12 protein-coding genes are annotated in these 14,737 nt (G+C 71.7%); 8 read left to right on the forward strand and 4 right to left on the reverse strand.

Going from position 1 to position 14,737, the window contains the following annotated elements:
* The first annotated feature begins 14 nt into the window (after positions 1-14).
* From ACN469_RS33020 to ACN469_RS33030, 3 genes are all read left to right on the forward strand, one after another.
* Positions 15-1,016 (forward strand): hypothetical protein, encoded by a 1,002-nt coding sequence (locus tag ACN469_RS33020; RefSeq protein ID WP_498774478.1) that lies wholly within the window; start codon positions 15-17, stop codon positions 1,014-1,016.
* 136 nt (positions 1,017-1,152) lie between these two features.
* Positions 1,153-2,334 carry a serine/threonine-protein kinase gene (locus ACN469_RS33025; RefSeq protein ID WP_498774480.1) on the forward strand — a complete coding sequence of 394 codons (1,182 nt, stop codon included), beginning with the start codon at positions 1,153-1,155 and terminating at the stop codon, positions 2,332-2,334.
* Between the two features lie 205 nt (positions 2,335-2,539).
* Complete coding sequence (locus ACN469_RS33030) at positions 2,540-3,541, forward strand: sensor histidine kinase (protein ID WP_498774776.1); 1,002 nt, start codon at positions 2,540-2,542, stop codon at positions 3,539-3,541.
* On the opposite strand, the gene ACN469_RS33035 is transcribed toward ACN469_RS33030, so the two are convergent.
* Entirely contained in the window at positions 3,480-4,010 is a 531-nt protein-coding gene (locus tag ACN469_RS33035; protein WP_498774482.1) for a cysteine dioxygenase, read from the reverse strand. The two genes, ACN469_RS33030 and ACN469_RS33035, sit on opposite strands and share 62 nt — an antisense overlap.
* 169 nt (positions 4,011-4,179) lie before the next feature.
* On the opposite strand from ACN469_RS33035, the gene ACN469_RS33040 reads away from it, so the two are divergent.
* From ACN469_RS33040 to ACN469_RS33050, 3 genes are all read left to right on the forward strand, one after another.
* On the forward strand, positions 4,180-5,670 hold the full coding sequence (locus tag ACN469_RS33040) for an FAD/NAD(P)-binding protein (protein ID WP_498774484.1): 1,491 nt from the start codon (positions 4,180-4,182) through the stop codon (positions 5,668-5,670).
* Positions 5,671-5,762: 92 nt separating this feature from the next.
* Positions 5,763-7,085: a hypothetical protein gene (locus ACN469_RS33045; RefSeq protein WP_498774486.1), complete on the forward strand. Its 1,323-nt coding sequence runs from the start codon at positions 5,763-5,765 to the stop codon at positions 7,083-7,085.
* A gap of 173 nt (positions 7,086-7,258) precedes the next feature.
* Positions 7,259-8,713: a hypothetical protein gene (locus tag ACN469_RS33050; protein ID WP_498774488.1), complete on the forward strand. Its 1,455-nt coding sequence runs from the start codon at positions 7,259-7,261 to the stop codon at positions 8,711-8,713.
* Positions 8,714-8,731: 18 nt separating this feature from the next.
* Here the strand turns inward: ACN469_RS33050 and ACN469_RS33055 are convergent, their stop codons facing one another.
* Positions 8,732-9,517, reverse strand: coding sequence for a 2-keto-4-pentenoate hydratase (locus tag ACN469_RS33055; RefSeq protein ID WP_498774490.1), 786 nt, complete (start codon positions 9,515-9,517; stop codon positions 8,732-8,734).
* Positions 9,518-9,751: 234 nt separating this feature from the next.
* On the opposite strand from ACN469_RS33055, the gene ACN469_RS33060 reads away from it, so the two are divergent.
* Positions 9,752-10,363, forward strand: a complete 612-nt coding sequence (locus tag ACN469_RS33060) for an outer membrane beta-barrel protein (RefSeq protein ID WP_498774492.1) — start codon at positions 9,752-9,754, stop codon at positions 10,361-10,363.
* A gap of 62 nt (positions 10,364-10,425) precedes the next feature.
* Here the strand turns inward: ACN469_RS33060 and ACN469_RS33065 are convergent, their stop codons facing one another.
* Positions 10,426-11,208 carry an SDR family NAD(P)-dependent oxidoreductase gene (locus ACN469_RS33065; protein ID WP_498774494.1) on the reverse strand — a complete coding sequence of 261 codons (783 nt, stop codon included), beginning with the start codon at positions 11,206-11,208 and terminating at the stop codon, positions 10,426-10,428.
* Between the two features lie 42 nt (positions 11,209-11,250).
* Positions 11,251-12,996, reverse strand: a complete 1,746-nt coding sequence (locus tag ACN469_RS33070) for a sensor histidine kinase (RefSeq protein WP_498774496.1) — start codon at positions 12,994-12,996, stop codon at positions 11,251-11,253.
* Positions 12,997-13,280: 284 nt separating this feature from the next.
* Here ACN469_RS33070 and ACN469_RS33075 point away from each other — a divergent pair, with 284 nt between their 5' ends.
* Positions 13,281-14,723: an aldehyde dehydrogenase gene (locus tag ACN469_RS33075; RefSeq protein WP_498774498.1), complete on the forward strand. Its 1,443-nt coding sequence runs from the start codon at positions 13,281-13,283 to the stop codon at positions 14,721-14,723.
* The last annotated feature ends 14 nt before the right edge of the window (positions 14,724-14,737 follow it).

Raw genomic sequence — 14,737 nt, forward strand, 5'->3', positions numbered from 1 at the left:
CACGGGGGAAGAGCATGCACCACACACCAGCCTCGCAGTCGCGTCGTCACACCAGCACCCACCCGTCTCGGGGCCGGGGATGGATGGTGGGGCTCCTGAGCCTGGCGCTCGGAGCGGGGGCCTGTGGCGTGGGGGTGGAGCCGGTGGGAGAGGAGCTGGGGCACCTGCGCCACAGCCAGGTCACCCACAACGGCTTGTCCACCAATGGCCTGTCCACCAATGGCTTGTCCACGAATGGCCTGTCCACCAATGGCTTGTCCACGAATGGCCTGTCCACCAATGGCCTGTCCACCAATGGCTTCACGACCTGGTTCAACCAGGACCCCGTGAATGCGGACGCGGTGATGTCCTACGTGGTGACGTGCGCGGTGCAGGCGGGGGTCGCCCGCCAGTTCACCAATCCGGTGACGGGAATCACGCACATGTGGCTCGGGGCGCTGGGGCTGGCGACGGCCTGGGCCAACGGAGCGCCCGCGACAGATTTGGAGAAGCAGGTGGTCTCCGGCTGCCTCGCGGCGCATGCGAACAAGTACGGCCTGCACGTGCCCATCTCCGTGCTGGGCCTCACCGGCTCCAGCGACACCTCGCCCCCGGCCATTCCGTACACGCCGCAGGAGCTGGCGACGTACAGCGAGACGGAGGCGTGCTACTTCGGCAACCTGTTCGACGGCACGGGCGTCTTCGCGGCCAATGACCAGGCCTACCTGTCCGCGGACAAGAGCACCCCGCGCACGTGTGGACTGGCGTCGGGCGAGGCGCAGAACTGCCCGCCCATCACCCACGTGGGCATGTGCGCCACGTATTGCCAGCGCGCCATGAGCACCACGACGCCCTCCACGACCCTGCCCTACTACGAGAGCTGCACGTACAACGGGAAGAACTACCGCCCCATCACCGCGCGCATCCGCCCGCAGGAAATCTATCGCTGCGGTGACGGCACCTGCCAGTTCACCGAGCGCTGCGGCACGGGCACCACCGCGCTGAGCTGCCGCGCGGATTGCGGCACCTGCCCCTGAGGGCAAAGCGTTGGTCTTCCGCGACACAGTTCGCGCCGGCGCGTGGGTCCGTGAGGGCCCCCGCCGGTGGGGACGTCCCCCTGGGTGGTGCTACGGTTTCCCCATTCCCGAGGTTGGGCCGGACACGGGAGGTCGCATGAACGGTCTTCATTTCCTGGATGCCCCCGAGGGCACCGACATCGCCGGCTACACGGTGGAAGGGCTGCTCGGCGCGGGAGGCTGTGGCGTGGTGTACCGCGCCACGCGCGACGGCCAGCCCGTGGCGCTCAAGCTCCAGTCACTGGTGCAACTGGGTGGCTGGGGGCAACGCGAGGTCGCCATCCTGACACGGCTGGCCCACCGCAACGTGGTGGGCTTCCGTGACGGCGGCCTGTTTCCACCGGAGGCGCCCGAGTGGCTCTACCTGGCCATGGAGTACGTGCACGGGCGCCCGCTGGCCCAGTGGGTGGAAGAAGAGAATCCCGGCGCGCGGCGCGCGGCGCGACTGGCGCTGGGAGTGGCGCGCGGACTGGAAGCCGCGCACGCCGCGGACGTGCTCCACCGGGACATCAAGGAAGCCAACGTGGTGGTGCGCGAGGAGGACGGCACGCCGGTGCTGATGGACTTCGGCGTGGGGGACTACTCCGGAGCGCCCCGGCTGCCACGCGGAGTGCTGCCCCCGGGGACGCCGCGCTACCGCAGTCCGGAGGCCCTGGCCTTCCGCCACGAGGGCCGCGACGGCATGTACCCGGCCACCGTGGCCGATGACCTTTATGCGCTCGGCGTCGTCCTCTACTGGATGCTCACCGCGCGCTACCCGTTCGAGAACGTGGAGACGCCCGAGGGAGAGCTGGCCGTCATCCACCACCCTCCGGTGACGCCCGCCGTGCTCAACCCCCGGGTGCCCTGGGCGCTCAGCGAGCTGTGCCTGCAGCTGCTCACCAAGCAGCCCTGGCGGCGAGGCACCGCGAGCACCTGGTGCGCGGCGCTGGAGACGGCGCTCGCCAACGCGGACGCGGCGTGGGACGTGCCCTTGTTCCCGAACACGGCGGACCTGCCGCTCGACGTCCAGGGCCCACGCCCTCCGTCGCGCGGACGGCGCACGACGGGCTCCGGGACGCTGCCCTCGATTCAGTCGGTCTCCACCGCCTCCACCGAGGCCGAAGCGCCCAGGCTCGTCGTCCGGGCCCGGCCGGTGAAGCTGGGGACTGGCGCCATCCAGTTACCGCGCGTCCTGCTGGCCCTGGGGCTGGGGGTGTGTCTGGCGGGTGGCGTGTGGTGGGCACGGCGCTTTCAACCCTCCCTGCTCGCGCTGACCTTGTCCTCCCAGGCGCGCTGACACAGGGGCGGAGCTTCCAGTCGCCAACGCTGGCCGGGCCCCTCCGGGAGCGCTGGCGTCGACTACCCATCTGGACAGCCACGAACCCTCGCGCGAGCCGACATCGGCTCCTTGCCGGCCACGTCCTGGCGGTGTTGACTGGGATGGTCCGCCCCGCCCCCGCGCCGCACTCGGGACGGACCTTCGACGCCGGGACCGCGACGTGATGACGCTACGAGCCAGGGTTCTGTTGATGTCGGCGGTGGCGCAGCGGCGCGGCACGCTGCGGCGCGCCTTCCAGGCGCGTGCGGGATTTTCACCCGGAGCGGAGCACCCGGGGACGGAGCTCGTCCGCGAGGCCGGCGAGGCGGGCAGGCGACTGGAAGAGACGGTGCGGGAGCGGACCGCGGAGCTGGAGGCCGCCAACGCGAAGCTGTCCCGCAGCCTGGAGCAGCTCCACGCCACCCAGGCCCAGCTGCTCTTCGCGGACCGGCTGATTGCGTTGGGCCGCATCGCCGCGGGCGTGGGGCACGAAATCAACAACCCCCTCGCCTTCATCCTCAGCAACCTGGAGTACATCCACCAGGAGCTCCAGCAGAAGGAGCAGCTCCCCGAGCGCGAGCGCCAGGAGGTGCTGGAGGCGCTGGCGGAGACGCGCGACGGCGCGGAGCGCATCCGCCTCATCGTCCGGGACTTGCAGACGCTGTCGCGCTCGGAGGACGTGGGCAGCGGGCCCTCGGACGTGGGCGCGGTGGTGCGCACGGCGGCGAAGATGGCCATGCACGAGCTGCGGCACCGCGCGCGGCTCATCGTCGAGTGTGACGGAGTGCCGCCCGTGCAGGGCAATGGCTCGCGGCTGGGCCAGGTGTTCCTCAACCTGCTGCTCAACGCGGCGCAGGCGATTGTGCCCGGGCAGGTGGAGCTGAACGAGGTGCGCGTCGTGGCGCGCGAGGCGATGCCCGGCCGCATCGTCGCGGTGGAGGTGCGCGACACCGGCTGCGGCATCTCCCCCGAGCACCGCGAGCGCATCTTCGACCCGTTCTTCACCACCAAGCCGCTGGGCGTGGGCACCGGCCTGGGCCTGGCGGTGTGCCATGGCATCGTCACGTCGCTGGGCGGGACGCTGACGGTGGAGAGCGCGCCCGGTCAGGGCAGCATCTTCCGCGTCACCCTGCCCGTGGCCGGCGCCTTCGCCCAGCCGCCGCGCCAGCTGGACGCGGTGGTGTGAGCGTCACCACCTGGTCGTCATAAGGCGTCATGCCCTCCATCGGCGGCGCGTAGAGGTGCAGCGACACGGCGCCATACCGTGAGGTGTTGAGGACGCGGTGGATGGTGTCCGGCTCCTCAATCATCAAGTCGCCCTCCTCCGCGCGCACGCCCACCTCGGGCAGCAGCCTGTCGCCTCCCCAGACGTAGCGGGTCTCTCGCACCGCGCCGCGCACCATCAGGGACACGCCGGACGAGCCGCCGTGGTCATGCACCAGCGAGCCTTGCCCCGGCCCCCAGCACACCAGCAGCAGCTCACACGCTTCCGTCTTCGCCAACGTCTTGCGCACGTAGCGCGCCTCGTCGAACTCGACGAAAGACCTCAGCAGTCCCCAGTCGGGCCGGCTGTCGCGGAGCCTCTCCACCAGCCACGCCAGTGAAGGGACGGACTCCCTGCGCTCTGGCAACGGCCAGCCGAGCAGGCTTCTCATGTCCGGGACTTCTCCGTCCCAGTCTTCCTTGGGGCGCTCTCGCATGGTTCTCCCGGGATGTGCGTGGGAGTGTGGACATGCCCTAGCACCACGACCAGGGGTTGGCGTTCGATTGTCCACGCTGGCCCGCTGGGATGCCGTGGGACGGAGGCGGACATAGGATTGCGGCGTGCGAGTTCAGAGCAGCCCTTGGGACGTGGCCGTGGTGGGGGGCGGGGCCAGCGGGACGTTGTTGGCCATCCACCTCTTGAGGCAGGCGCGCGCGCCCTTCCGAATCCTCCTGGTGGAGCGAAGCGGGCGGGTGGGCCAGGGGCTCGCCTACTCGACGCGGAGCCACCGTCACCTGCTCAACGTCCCCGCCGCGCGGATGGGCGCCTTCGCGGAGGAGCCCGAGCACTTCCTGCGCTGGCTGCGTCAGGAGACGCCCGACACGGAGGGCGGGGACTTCGTCCCCCGGCTGCGCTACGGCCAGTACCTGGACGCCGTGCTGAAGGAGTCCGTCACCAGCGCACCGCCGGGTGTCCAGCTGGAGACGCTGTCCGACGAGGTGACGTCCACGCGAGAGCACGGCGGGCTGGTGACGCTGACGACCCGGAGCGGCGCGGAGCGGGTCGCCCGAGCGGTGGTGCTGGCGCTGGGCAACGCGTCCCCCGCGGACCTGCGCGTGGCGGACGGCGGGCTGTATGCGAGCCCGCGCTATCACCGCTCGCCGTGGACGCCGAGCGCGCTGGAGGGCATTGGCGAGGACGACACGGTGCTGCTCATCGGCACGGGGCTCACCATGGTGGACGCCGTGCTGTCGCTGGAGGAGCGCGGCCACCGGGGCCCGCTGCACGCGCTGTCTCGCCACGGCCTGCTGCCGCACCGCCACCCGCGCACCGCCCTCCAGGGCACCTACGCCTCACCCGGCATCCGCGACGTGCTGCGCGCGCTGCGCGACAAGGGGCTCCGAGACAACGGGCCGCGCTCGCCGGAGCCCACCCACCCCATCCCCGTACGGGTGCGCGCGCTCCTGCGCGTGCTGCGCCACGAGGTGCGCCGCGCGACGGAGGCCGGGGCCAGCTGGCGCGCGGTGGTGGACGCCCTGCGGCCGGTGACGGTGCCCCTGTGGCAGCGCCTGGACGACGGGGAGCGCAAGCGCTTCCTGCGACACCTGCGCGCCTACTGGGACGTGCACCGTCACCGCATGGCGCCGGACGTGGCGGACGGCCTGGAGCGACTGAGGGCCCAGGGCCTGCTGCGGCTGCACGCGGCCCGGGTGCGGAGCTTCGTCCTGGACGACGACGCGGTGCGGGTGCGCGTGCGGCGCCGGGGAGCGCGGCACGAGGAGGACCTCCAGGTCCACCACGTGGTCAACTGCACGGGCCCTGAGGGCGACGTCACCCGCCATGGACACCCGCTGCTCCACCGCCTCGCGGAGGAGGGCCGGCTGCGCCCGGACGCGCTCGGCCTGGGCCTGGACACCGACGGCCACGGGGCGCTGGTGGACGCGCGCGGGCACACCGGGGGCCGCCTCTTCACCCTGGGCCCCCTGCGGCGCGGCGAGCTGTGGGAGACCACGGCCGTGCCGGAGATTCGCTCCCAGGCCCGCGCCCTGTCCGAGCACCTGCTCGAGCGCCTGGGACGCGGCTTCGTCGCCCCTCGGCGCAGCGCGGGCTGACCCTGGACTGGCAGTGAAGCCTTTCCAGAGCGTGGAAATCCCTGGAGCCTGGGTTTCGTGCGAGGCTTCCGCCCGCTGAGCGCCGCCCCCTCATGACTTCCCACCGCTCTCTCGTCACCGTCGCAGGAGGCCTGTTCGCCATCCTCCTCGTGTGTGCGGGGGGCGTGGCGTACGTGAAGCTGCGCACCAGGCCACTCGAAGCGAGGCTGGTGCGCGAGGTGAACGAGCTGACCCAGGCGCGGTACGCGCGGCCCTCGCACGTGCAGCCGCCGAGCCCGGGGACCTTCGCCCGCCACCTGGAGCCGCTGCTGGAAGACGTGTTGCACCTGTACCAGGAGCGGCAGAAGGCGGGCACGGGCCAGGACTCGACGCTGGGGCAGTCCTGCCGGGACGTGGCGGACGGGAAGCTGCCGACGACGTCGCTGTCCTCGGCGTGCGTCGAGACGCTGGAGCGCGCGCGGCCCCTGCTGGAGCGGGTGCTGGCGGCGACGCACGCGGAGTTCGGCGGGCTGCCGGAGCGGCTGGGCGTGCTCGCGCCCGTCACCCACGCGCGGGCGAACGGGAAGTTCGCGTTGATGTACGTGGTGAACCTGGCCGCGCTGGACACGCGGTGGAAGCTCTCCCATGGCCGGCCGCTGGCGGCGCTGGACACGTGCCTGGACGCGCTGGCGCTCAGCCGCGAGCTGGAGCTGGGCGGAGGCATGGAGGGACAGCTGCTGTCGGCGACGGGCCACGGCGTGCTCTACCGGCCGTGCGCGGACGCGCTGGACGCGGCGCCGACGGAGCGCAAGCGGCTGGCGATTTCGCAGCTGGTGAAGCTGGCCGAGGGCTTCGCGCCCTTCTCCATGTCGCTGCGGCACGAGTCCACGCTGGTGCAGCTGGTCCACTTCCGGGGGCTCTTGTCCGACGAGGCCCTGGCCGCGCTGCCGCCGCACAGCGAGGACTGCGTGCCGCCGGAGCTGCGGGACGAGGAGGCCTCCGACGACGGTCCCCTGGCCGCGCGGCGCGCGTGGTGGACGCTGGTGGAGGGCTTCGACGCGCTGACGTCCGCGGCGGACCTGCCCACCTCGGCGCGCCGCCGGGCCTTCGCGCTGATGGAGGCGAGCGAGGAGGAGGACCAGCTGGGCTCCATCCACGGGCCGCACATCGCCACCTATGGCGAGTACGCGGAGCGGCTGGATTTGCGCAGGCTCCAGCACGACGCGCTCATCACCCTGGCGGAGGTCGACCTGGCGCGCACCGAGCGGGGCCACTGGCCGGAGTCGCCCCCACGACACAAGAACTCCTCCTTCGTGCTGGAGACGCTGGGCCCGACGGAGGCCCGCATCCAGCCCTGCGCTCGCGCGCACTCGGCCCACGGCCTGCGTGTGACGGCGGACCCTCCTCCGTCCACGGCGCGCCGGCCGGAGCCCTGAAGCGACGCCAGCACGCCTCCCCTCCCCTCGGGCGGGTGTCGGCGGCCTGCTCGGGTGGCATTCAGGGCCTACCTTCCTGACGGACGCCGTCTCGGCCTCGGAGGGGGAATGGGCCTGCCGCACGCAACGAGTGTCGACACGTCGCGGCGCTCCGGGCGCGAAGGGGGTCCGCCATGATGGCGCGTCGCTTCGTCGCGGACTTCGACTCCGCGGCCGCCATGCTGCGCGCGCTCGCGGGCTTCCTGCATGGCCGCGACTTCCCCGCGCTGGGCACGCACCGGCACACCCGCCCCCTGTTCGAGGCGCTCCTCCCGGTCGTCAACCGCCTCCCGGTGCCCAAGCGCGAGGCCGCCTATGTCCGCAGCGGACTGGCCGAGGCCCTCACGCCGCGCGCGCTGACGCACTTCGACGCGGAGGCCCTGGCGCGCTGGGTGGTGTCCCGCTACCCGCGACGACGCTACCCGGCCGCGGTGGTGGGCTCCTCCAACGGCGCGCTGGTCCACCTGTGCGCGGCGCTGGGCATTCCGTGGCTGCCCCAGACGCAGCTGTTGTCCGTGCGCCATGACGGGCGCGTGCCCGTGGACGAGCCGTTGAAGGACTTGGACTTCGCCAGGGAGCCCGCGCGCCACCTGCTGGAGTCCCATCCGGACCTCCAGCTGCACCACACGCACGACGCCAACCACGACCGGCTCCTGTTGCGAGGGCTGACACACTTCCGGGTGAAGCGCCGCCGCCTGGGCGCCGCGTATGTCCGCTTCCTGGAGGACGTGCTGGAGCCCGGCGCCACCCTCTTCGTGTCCGAGTGCGAGCTGCGCTGGCCCACGCTGCGGCAGGGCGAGCGGCACGTCTTCCAGCAGGGCGCGCTCGGCGGGGCGAGCCCTGACGAGTACTACCTGGGCGGCCCGCGCGTGGAGGACTGGCTGCGGCGCCAGGGCTCACCTCATTCGCGCTGGCCCACGCCTCCGCCGGACAGCGACAGCCCGGAAGCGGAGTGGGGCTTCGAGCCCGCGCTGCTCGAGGACCTCCAGCGGCTGGCGCGCGAGCGGCGCTGGCGGCTGCGGCGCATCGTCTATCCAGAGCCGGAGGCGCTCAGCCCGCTGGTGGCGGACCTGTACCGGCACTGGTACCGCGACCGACACATGCCGCTGGGACAGTTGCTGGTGGAGTCCTCGATTCTGCTGGAGCCGTGGTGGGCGCTGCGCACCGGTGCGGTGCCGTTCTGGATGGTGCTCAACACGCGCCCTTCCGCGCGCGCGCTGGAGCACTACCTGGACGCGTCCGAGCCCTGGGACGCGCTGTTCCTGATGCTCTGCTCCCGGGGCGTGGACTCGCTGGGCCTGGCGCCGCTCCAGCGCTGGCGGGAGCTGCTCGCGCGCGGCCTGGACCGGGGAGAGCTCCTGGGCGTGGACGAGCGGGAGTACCCCCGCGACTTCGCCGCCGTCGTCCGCTACCACCCCGCGCTGAAGCGGGCACTCGACGCACGCCACCCCATGCCGGAGCGAATGGGCCTGGAGCGGCTGGACGCCTTCCTGCGCCAGCACGGGGACCGCTACGCGGTGCGCTGGCACGACACCGACACGCGCCCGCGTCACACGAGCGCGGGCGTGTCCTCCTCGTGGATGAACTGAAGCGCGAGGGGGCGCGCGCTACCCGGCCGACACCGCCACGGAGCCCAGGCCCTCCACGATGAGCCGCACCCTGTCTCCAGGCTGGAGCATGTGCGCGGCCGTGGCGGCGCCCGCCAGGACGATGCTGCCGGCGGGGAGCACCTGGCCCCGCTGCGCGAGCAACGCGCACAGCTGCACCACGGACAGCACCGGGTCCCCGGAGATGGCGTCCGAGCGGGCCGACTGCACCAGCGCGTCGTTCACCGACATCTTCATCTCCAGGCGCGTCAGGTCCAGCGCGCGCGGCGGGTGCTCCTCCGTCGCGAGGACGAACAGCGAGGAGGACGAGTTGTCCGCCACCACGTCCGGCAGGGAGAAGTACTTGAAGTCGCGGTAGCGCGAGTCGAGGATCTCCATCGCGGCGAACACGGACTCACACGCGTCCAGCGCCTCCTCGCGCGTCACCGTCCCGCCGAGCTCGCGCGCGGTGCGGAAGGCGATCTCCGGCTCGATTTTCGGGTGGATGCCCTGGCCCAGCCGGATGACCCCGTCCGCCGCCACGCGCATCTTGTCCGTGAGGACGCCGTACACCGGTGAGTCCAGGTTCATCTGCCGGCGCTTGGCCTCGGACGTCAGGCCCATCTTCAGGCCGACCACGCGCTCACCGTCGGCCTGGCGGAGCTTCAGGCCCGCCTCCTGGACGGCGTAGGCCTCTGGTAGCGAGAGCTGGGGCAGCTCGTTCGTGAGGGGCGGCACCTCGCGCCGCTCTCTCCGGGCGGAGTCGAGGCGTCGGGCCAGCTCCGAGGGGTCCACGGTCTGCGTCATTGCATCCCTCTCCAGGTGGGGTCAGCGCGGGCGCGCGCCGGGCGGCGCAGCAGAGCACGGCCGGAAGTCCCAGGCGAGGCGGCTGATGCGCGGGGCGGCCGGCTCCGGGGTATAAGCCGCGTGAACCGGAGGCACGGAGCTTCCGGGGACTGGCAGGACCGGGGCGACGTGTGCATAACCCCGGTCGCAGCCCCCCGGCCGGGGCGGGCCTTTCCGAAGCAAGGACTCCTCTTCATGCGATTCTTCTGGCTCTTCGCGGCAGCGGTTCTCTCGACGACGGTGGCGCTCGCGGACGAGACGCCCGGGCGACACACCCACGACGGCTTCTACCTGCGCGGCCAGCTGGGCATCGGCTACACGCGCGCCGAGGCGCCCGACCTCGACCTGGCCATCAAGGGCGCCGCGGGCACCCTCAACCTGGAGCTGGGCTACGCCCTCATCAACAACTTCATCATCTACGGAAAGCTCTTCGGCACGTCCACGACGAACCCGGACCTCGAGGTGGGCGACATCACCGTCGAGGGTGACGAGGATGACGACGTGGCCAGCAACTACGCCGGGATTGGCGTGGGCCTCACGTACTACTTCATGCCCGTCAACCTCTACATCTCCGGCGCCGTGGTGGCCAACCAGCTCAGCATCACGCAGGACGGCGAGCGCGAGGGAGAGACGGACTCCGGCGTGGGCATCCACCTGGGCCTGGGCAAGGAGTGGTGGGTGAGCGACAACTGGGCGGTGGGCATCGGCGGCGAGGTGGCGCTGGGCCGCATCCGCAGCAGCGAGAACGACGGTGACGACTGGAACGTCACCCACTTCTCGCTGCTCTTCACCGCCACGTTCAACTGAGCGTGGGACTCGGGTGGCCGTGACGCTTCCGTTTGCACGGACGAGTCACGGCCACCGGCGCCTCAGGCCTGTTGGTTGAGCCCCGCGGCGACGGCGCGCGATGCGGCGCGCGGGCTGAAGCGCACCATGAACGCGGCCAGGCCATTGAGCGCGCCGTGGACGGACACCACCCGCCCGCGCATCATCGCCTTGTAGGCGTGCTCCACCACGTCCCCGGGCTTCGCCACGCCGGAGCGCTGGAACAGGCGGCTCTTGTCGTTGCCCGCCTTCTGGGCGAACTCCGTCTGCGTCGCGCCAGGGCAGTGGGCCGTCACCGTCACGCCGGTGCCCCTCAGCTCGTACGCCAGCCCCTCCGACAGCGACACGACGAACGCCTTCGTCGCGTAGTACGTGGACATGTAGGGGCCAGCCTGGAAGGCGGCGGTGGAGGCCACGTTGAGGATGCGGCCGTGGCCGCGCTCGCGCATGGGTCTGGCGAACAGGTGCGTGAGCTTCAAGAGCGCGGTGCAGTTGACCTGCACCATCTCCGCCTCGCGCTTCACGTCCTGGTCCAGGAAGGGGCCCGAGGAGCCGAAGCCCGCGTTGTTGACGAGGAAGTCCACCGTCAGCCCGCGCTCGGCCACCTGAGCGAAGAGCTGCTCGGGCGCGTCCGGCCAGGACAGGTCCGTGGGCAGCACGTGGGCCTTCACCCCGTGCTCCTTCTCCAGCGTGGCGGCGAGCGCCTCCAGCCGAGAGGCTCCGCGTGCGACGAGGATGACGTCGTGCCCGTCCCGAGCGAAGCGCCGCGCGAACTCCACTCCGAGTCCAGCCGATGCTCCGGTGATGAGGGCCACCTTGCGTGTCATGTTGTTTCCTCCCAGCGCCCTTATAGCCGAGCGCCGGGCGGCTCACGCGCTCGCGGGGCCCTCGCGCCTTGGGAGGGTGACTTCGAAGCGGCTGCCCAGGTCCAGCTCGCTGCGCACCTGGATATCGCCGCCGTGGGCTTCGACAATCTGCCGGGTGATGTAGAGCCCCAGCCCCAGCCCTCCATAGTGGCGCTCGCTGACGGCGCGGCCAAAGCGCTCGAAGATGTGGGACTGGTACTCGCGGGCGATGCCGATGCCCGAGTCCTCCACGCGCAGCACCACCCGCTCCGGCTCGCCTCGGAGCGCGATGTGCACGGGCTGGCCCGCGCCGTACTTCACCGCGTTGGCGAGCAGGTTCGTCAGCACCTGCTCCAGGCGTATCCGGTCCCAGTGCCCGCGCACGTCGCCCTGCACGGACACCGACACCGGGCTGCCCGCCTGACTCGCGGGGACCGCCAGCCGGTCCTTCACCTGGCGCGCCAGCGTCTCCAGATTCACATCCTCGCGGTGCAGCGTCAGCCGGCCGCTGGACAGGCGCGACACGTCGAGCAGCCCGTGGACGAGCCCCGACAGCTTGTCCACCTGGCGCTGGACGACGTCGAGCTGCGAGAGGACCAGCGGCGTGGGGAGATAGGGCCGGTCCTTGCGTGTCTGCCGCCGCAGCCACTGGAGGCGCAGCTGGAGCGGGGTGAGGGGTGTCTTCAGCTCGTGGCTGGCCACGGCGAGGAACTCGTCGCGCAGGCGCACGGAGCGGCGCGCCTCGCGGTACAGCCGGGCGTTGTCCACGAGGAGCGCGGCGCGGCGGGCCAGGTCCTGCGCCGTCTCCAAATCCGTCTGGGTGTAGTGGCGCGAGGGGCGCACCGCGAGGAAGGTGAGCGCGCCCAGTGAGCGGCCTCGCGCGAGCAGCGGCACGGAGAGGATTTCGTGGAAGCCCACCTCGCGCATCGCCTCGAAGTGGGCCTCGCTCACCGACACGCGGCGCAGCCAGGCGTCATCGACGTGGTCCACGAGCAGGGACTCGGCCTGACGGGCCACGCGGGTGGTGGGGTGCGCGCTGCCCTCCTGTCCGGGAGGAAAGCCCCGCACGCGCTGGGCGAGCGAATCCTCACGGGGGTCGGCGTAGGCGACAGACGTGCGCTGCACGGTGCCCGTCTCGTCCATGACATCGACGAGGCACCAGTCGGCGAGGATGGGGACACAGAGCCGGGCCAGGGTGTCGAGCGTGGCCTTGGGGTCCAACGAGGAGGACGCCAGGATGCGGCTCGCGTCCGCGAGGAAGGCCGCGCGCTGCTCCGCCGACTCCGCCTCCGAGCGCGCCTGCTGCTCCTCGCGCAACAGGCGCGCGGACTCCAGCGCCAGTCCCGCCAGCCGGGCGAGCCGGTGGAGGGCCACGTCATCCTCGCGGCTGAAGTCCCCCACCTCCCGGTCGAAGAGGTAGAGCACGCCCGCGTCGGAGGGCAGCGACACGGAGAGTCGGCCGCGAGGCTCCGCGCGCGAGGCGCGACGCTCCCTCGACGTGCGGCCGGGCTCGTCGCTGGGACGCACGGCATAGCCGCCCCAGACCTCATAGGCGCGCGAGAGCGACGTGACGCTCGCCCCGCGCGTCTTCCCGGGAGCGGGCGACAGGACGACGGTCGCCTGGTGGGCGCGCGTCAGTCGGCGGGCGATCTCCACGAGCACGGCGAGCGCCTCTTCGACTGTCGCGGCCGACAGGAGCTGCCTCGAGTCCGCGTCCTCCGCCGCGCGAGCCTCTTCATGCGACATGGGCGCGACAGGTTCCATCGGCATGTTCGACTCCCCTTGGGCTCAACCCCATCCGGCCCCTCGCCCCTCCGGTGTGACGAGGGGCTTCAACGCCCCCTCGCCCTCCAGACAGGCCAGGGCGTCAGGCGTTTGACGCGAGCGGACGACACGGAGTGGAGCGCTTGCCGCAATGCTGGTGACGGCTCCGTCGGTTGCGTACATTGCGCCCCGCTCGACCCGGGTTCGCGCGGTCCCCCTCCCTCTCGGCAACCGAGGAGGCGGGCGTCCGTGGGCGGCTCGTGGTGCGGGCACGCACGGAGGGTCCGGCCATGGAGAAGGTGCTCAACTACATCGGTGGGGAGCTGTTGCCCGCCCGCGGTGGCCAGTGGCTGGACAAGCCGGAGCCCGCGACGGGGAAGACGTACGCCCAGGTGCCCGACTCGGACGCCACCGACGTCCAGCACGCGGTGGAGGCCGCCACGCGCGCCTTCCCGGACTGGTCCGCCACGCCCACCGCCGAGCGCTCCCGCCTGATTCGCCGCCTGGCCGACGCCATCCGTGCCCGCCTGGCCGACTTCGCCCGCGCGGAGTCCATCGACTCCGGCAAGCCGCTGTCCGTGGCGTCGAGCGTGGACATCCCCCGCAGCATCCTCAACTTCGAGTTCTTCGCGGACGCGGTGACGCAGTTCTCCAGCGAGGCGCACGCCACCGACGGCGTGGCGCTCAACTACACGCTGCGCTCGCCGTTGGGCGTGGTGGGCTGCATCTCGCCGTGGAACCTGCCGCTGTACCTGCTGACGTGGAAGCTGGCGCCCGCGCTGGCCATCGGCAACTGCGTGGTGGCCAAGCCGTCCGAGGTCACGCCGATGACGGCGTATCTCCTGTCCCAGGTCTGCCGCGAAGTCGGCCTGCCGCCCGGGGTGCTCAACGTCGTCCACGGCCTGGGCCCCAAGGTGGGCGCGGCCATGAGCCAGCATCCGGACATCGCCGCCATCTCCTTCACGGGCAGCACCCGCGTGGGCTCGGAGATTGCCCGCGTGGCCGCGCCGAACTTCAAGAAGCTGTCGCTGGAGATGGGCGGGAAGAACCCCAACGTCATCTTCGAGGACTGCGACTTCGAGGAGGCGCTGGCGACGACGGTGCGCTCGTCGTTCTCCAACCAGGGGCAGATTTGCCTCTGCGGCCCGCGCATCTTCGTGCAGCGCCCCATCTACGAGCGCTTCAAGGACGCGCTGGTGGCGCGCACGCGGGCGCTCAAGGTGGGTGACCCGCTGGAGGCCGGCACCGAGCAGGGCGCGCTGGTGTCGCAGCAGCACTTCGACAAGGTGATGGGCTACATCGATCTGGCGAAGCAGGAGGGCGGGCGCGTCCTCACCGGAGGCCGCCGCGCGAGCCTGTCCGGCCGTTGCAGTGAGGGCTGGTTCGTGGAGCCCACGCTCATCGAGGGCCTGGACGCGGCGTGCCGCACCAACCAGGAGGAGATCTTCGGGCCGGTGGCCACGCTCATCCCCTTCGACAAGGAGGAGGAGGTGCTCGCGTGGGCCAACTCCACGAAGTATGGGCTGGCCGCCAGCGTGTGGACGAAGGACGTGACGCGGGCGCACCGCTTCGCGTCGCGGCTGCACAGCGGCATCGTCTGGGTGAACTGCTGGATGCTGCGTGACTTGCGCACGCCGTTCGGCGGGGTGAAGGACTCGGGCGTGGGACGCGAGGGCGGGTGGGAAGCGCTGCGCTTCTTCACCGAGCCGAAGAACGTGTGCATCAAGCTGTGACGCGCCGGACGGAG

It is taken from the genome of Corallococcus terminator (genome assembly GCF_049194865.1).
In the GTDB taxonomy this organism is placed as follows: domain Bacteria; phylum Myxococcota; class Myxococcia; order Myxococcales; family Myxococcaceae; genus Myxococcus; species Myxococcus terminator_A.

Bases quoted from the DNA above. Each gene is read 5' to 3' on its own strand.
- ACN469_RS33050 (WP_498774488.1), top strand. From the start codon at position 7,259: ATGATGGCGCGTCGCTTCGTCGCGGACTTCGACTCCGCGGCCGCCATG.
- ACN469_RS33035 (WP_498774482.1), bottom strand. From the start codon at position 4,010: ATGAGAAGCCTGCTCGGCTGGCCGTTGCCAGAGCGCAGGGAGTCCGTC.
- ACN469_RS33025 (WP_498774480.1), top strand. From the start codon at position 1,153: ATGAACGGTCTTCATTTCCTGGATGCCCCCGAGGGCACCGACATCGCC.
- ACN469_RS33065 (WP_498774494.1), bottom strand. From the start codon at position 11,208: ATGACACGCAAGGTGGCCCTCATCACCGGAGCATCGGCTGGACTCGGA.
- ACN469_RS33070 (WP_498774496.1), bottom strand. From the start codon at position 12,996: ATGCCGATGGAACCTGTCGCGCCCATGTCGCATGAAGAGGCTCGCGCG.
- ACN469_RS33055 (WP_498774490.1), bottom strand. From the start codon at position 9,517: ATGACGCAGACCGTGGACCCCTCGGAGCTGGCCCGACGCCTCGACTCC.
- ACN469_RS33030 (WP_498774776.1), top strand. From the start codon at position 2,540: ATGACGCTACGAGCCAGGGTTCTGTTGATGTCGGCGGTGGCGCAGCGG.
- ACN469_RS33060 (WP_498774492.1), top strand. From the start codon at position 9,752: ATGCGATTCTTCTGGCTCTTCGCGGCAGCGGTTCTCTCGACGACGGTG.
- ACN469_RS33075 (WP_498774498.1), top strand. From the start codon at position 13,281: ATGGAGAAGGTGCTCAACTACATCGGTGGGGAGCTGTTGCCCGCCCGC.
- ACN469_RS33020 (WP_498774478.1), top strand. From the start codon at position 15: ATGCACCACACACCAGCCTCGCAGTCGCGTCGTCACACCAGCACCCAC.
- ACN469_RS33045 (WP_498774486.1), top strand. From the start codon at position 5,763: ATGACTTCCCACCGCTCTCTCGTCACCGTCGCAGGAGGCCTGTTCGCC.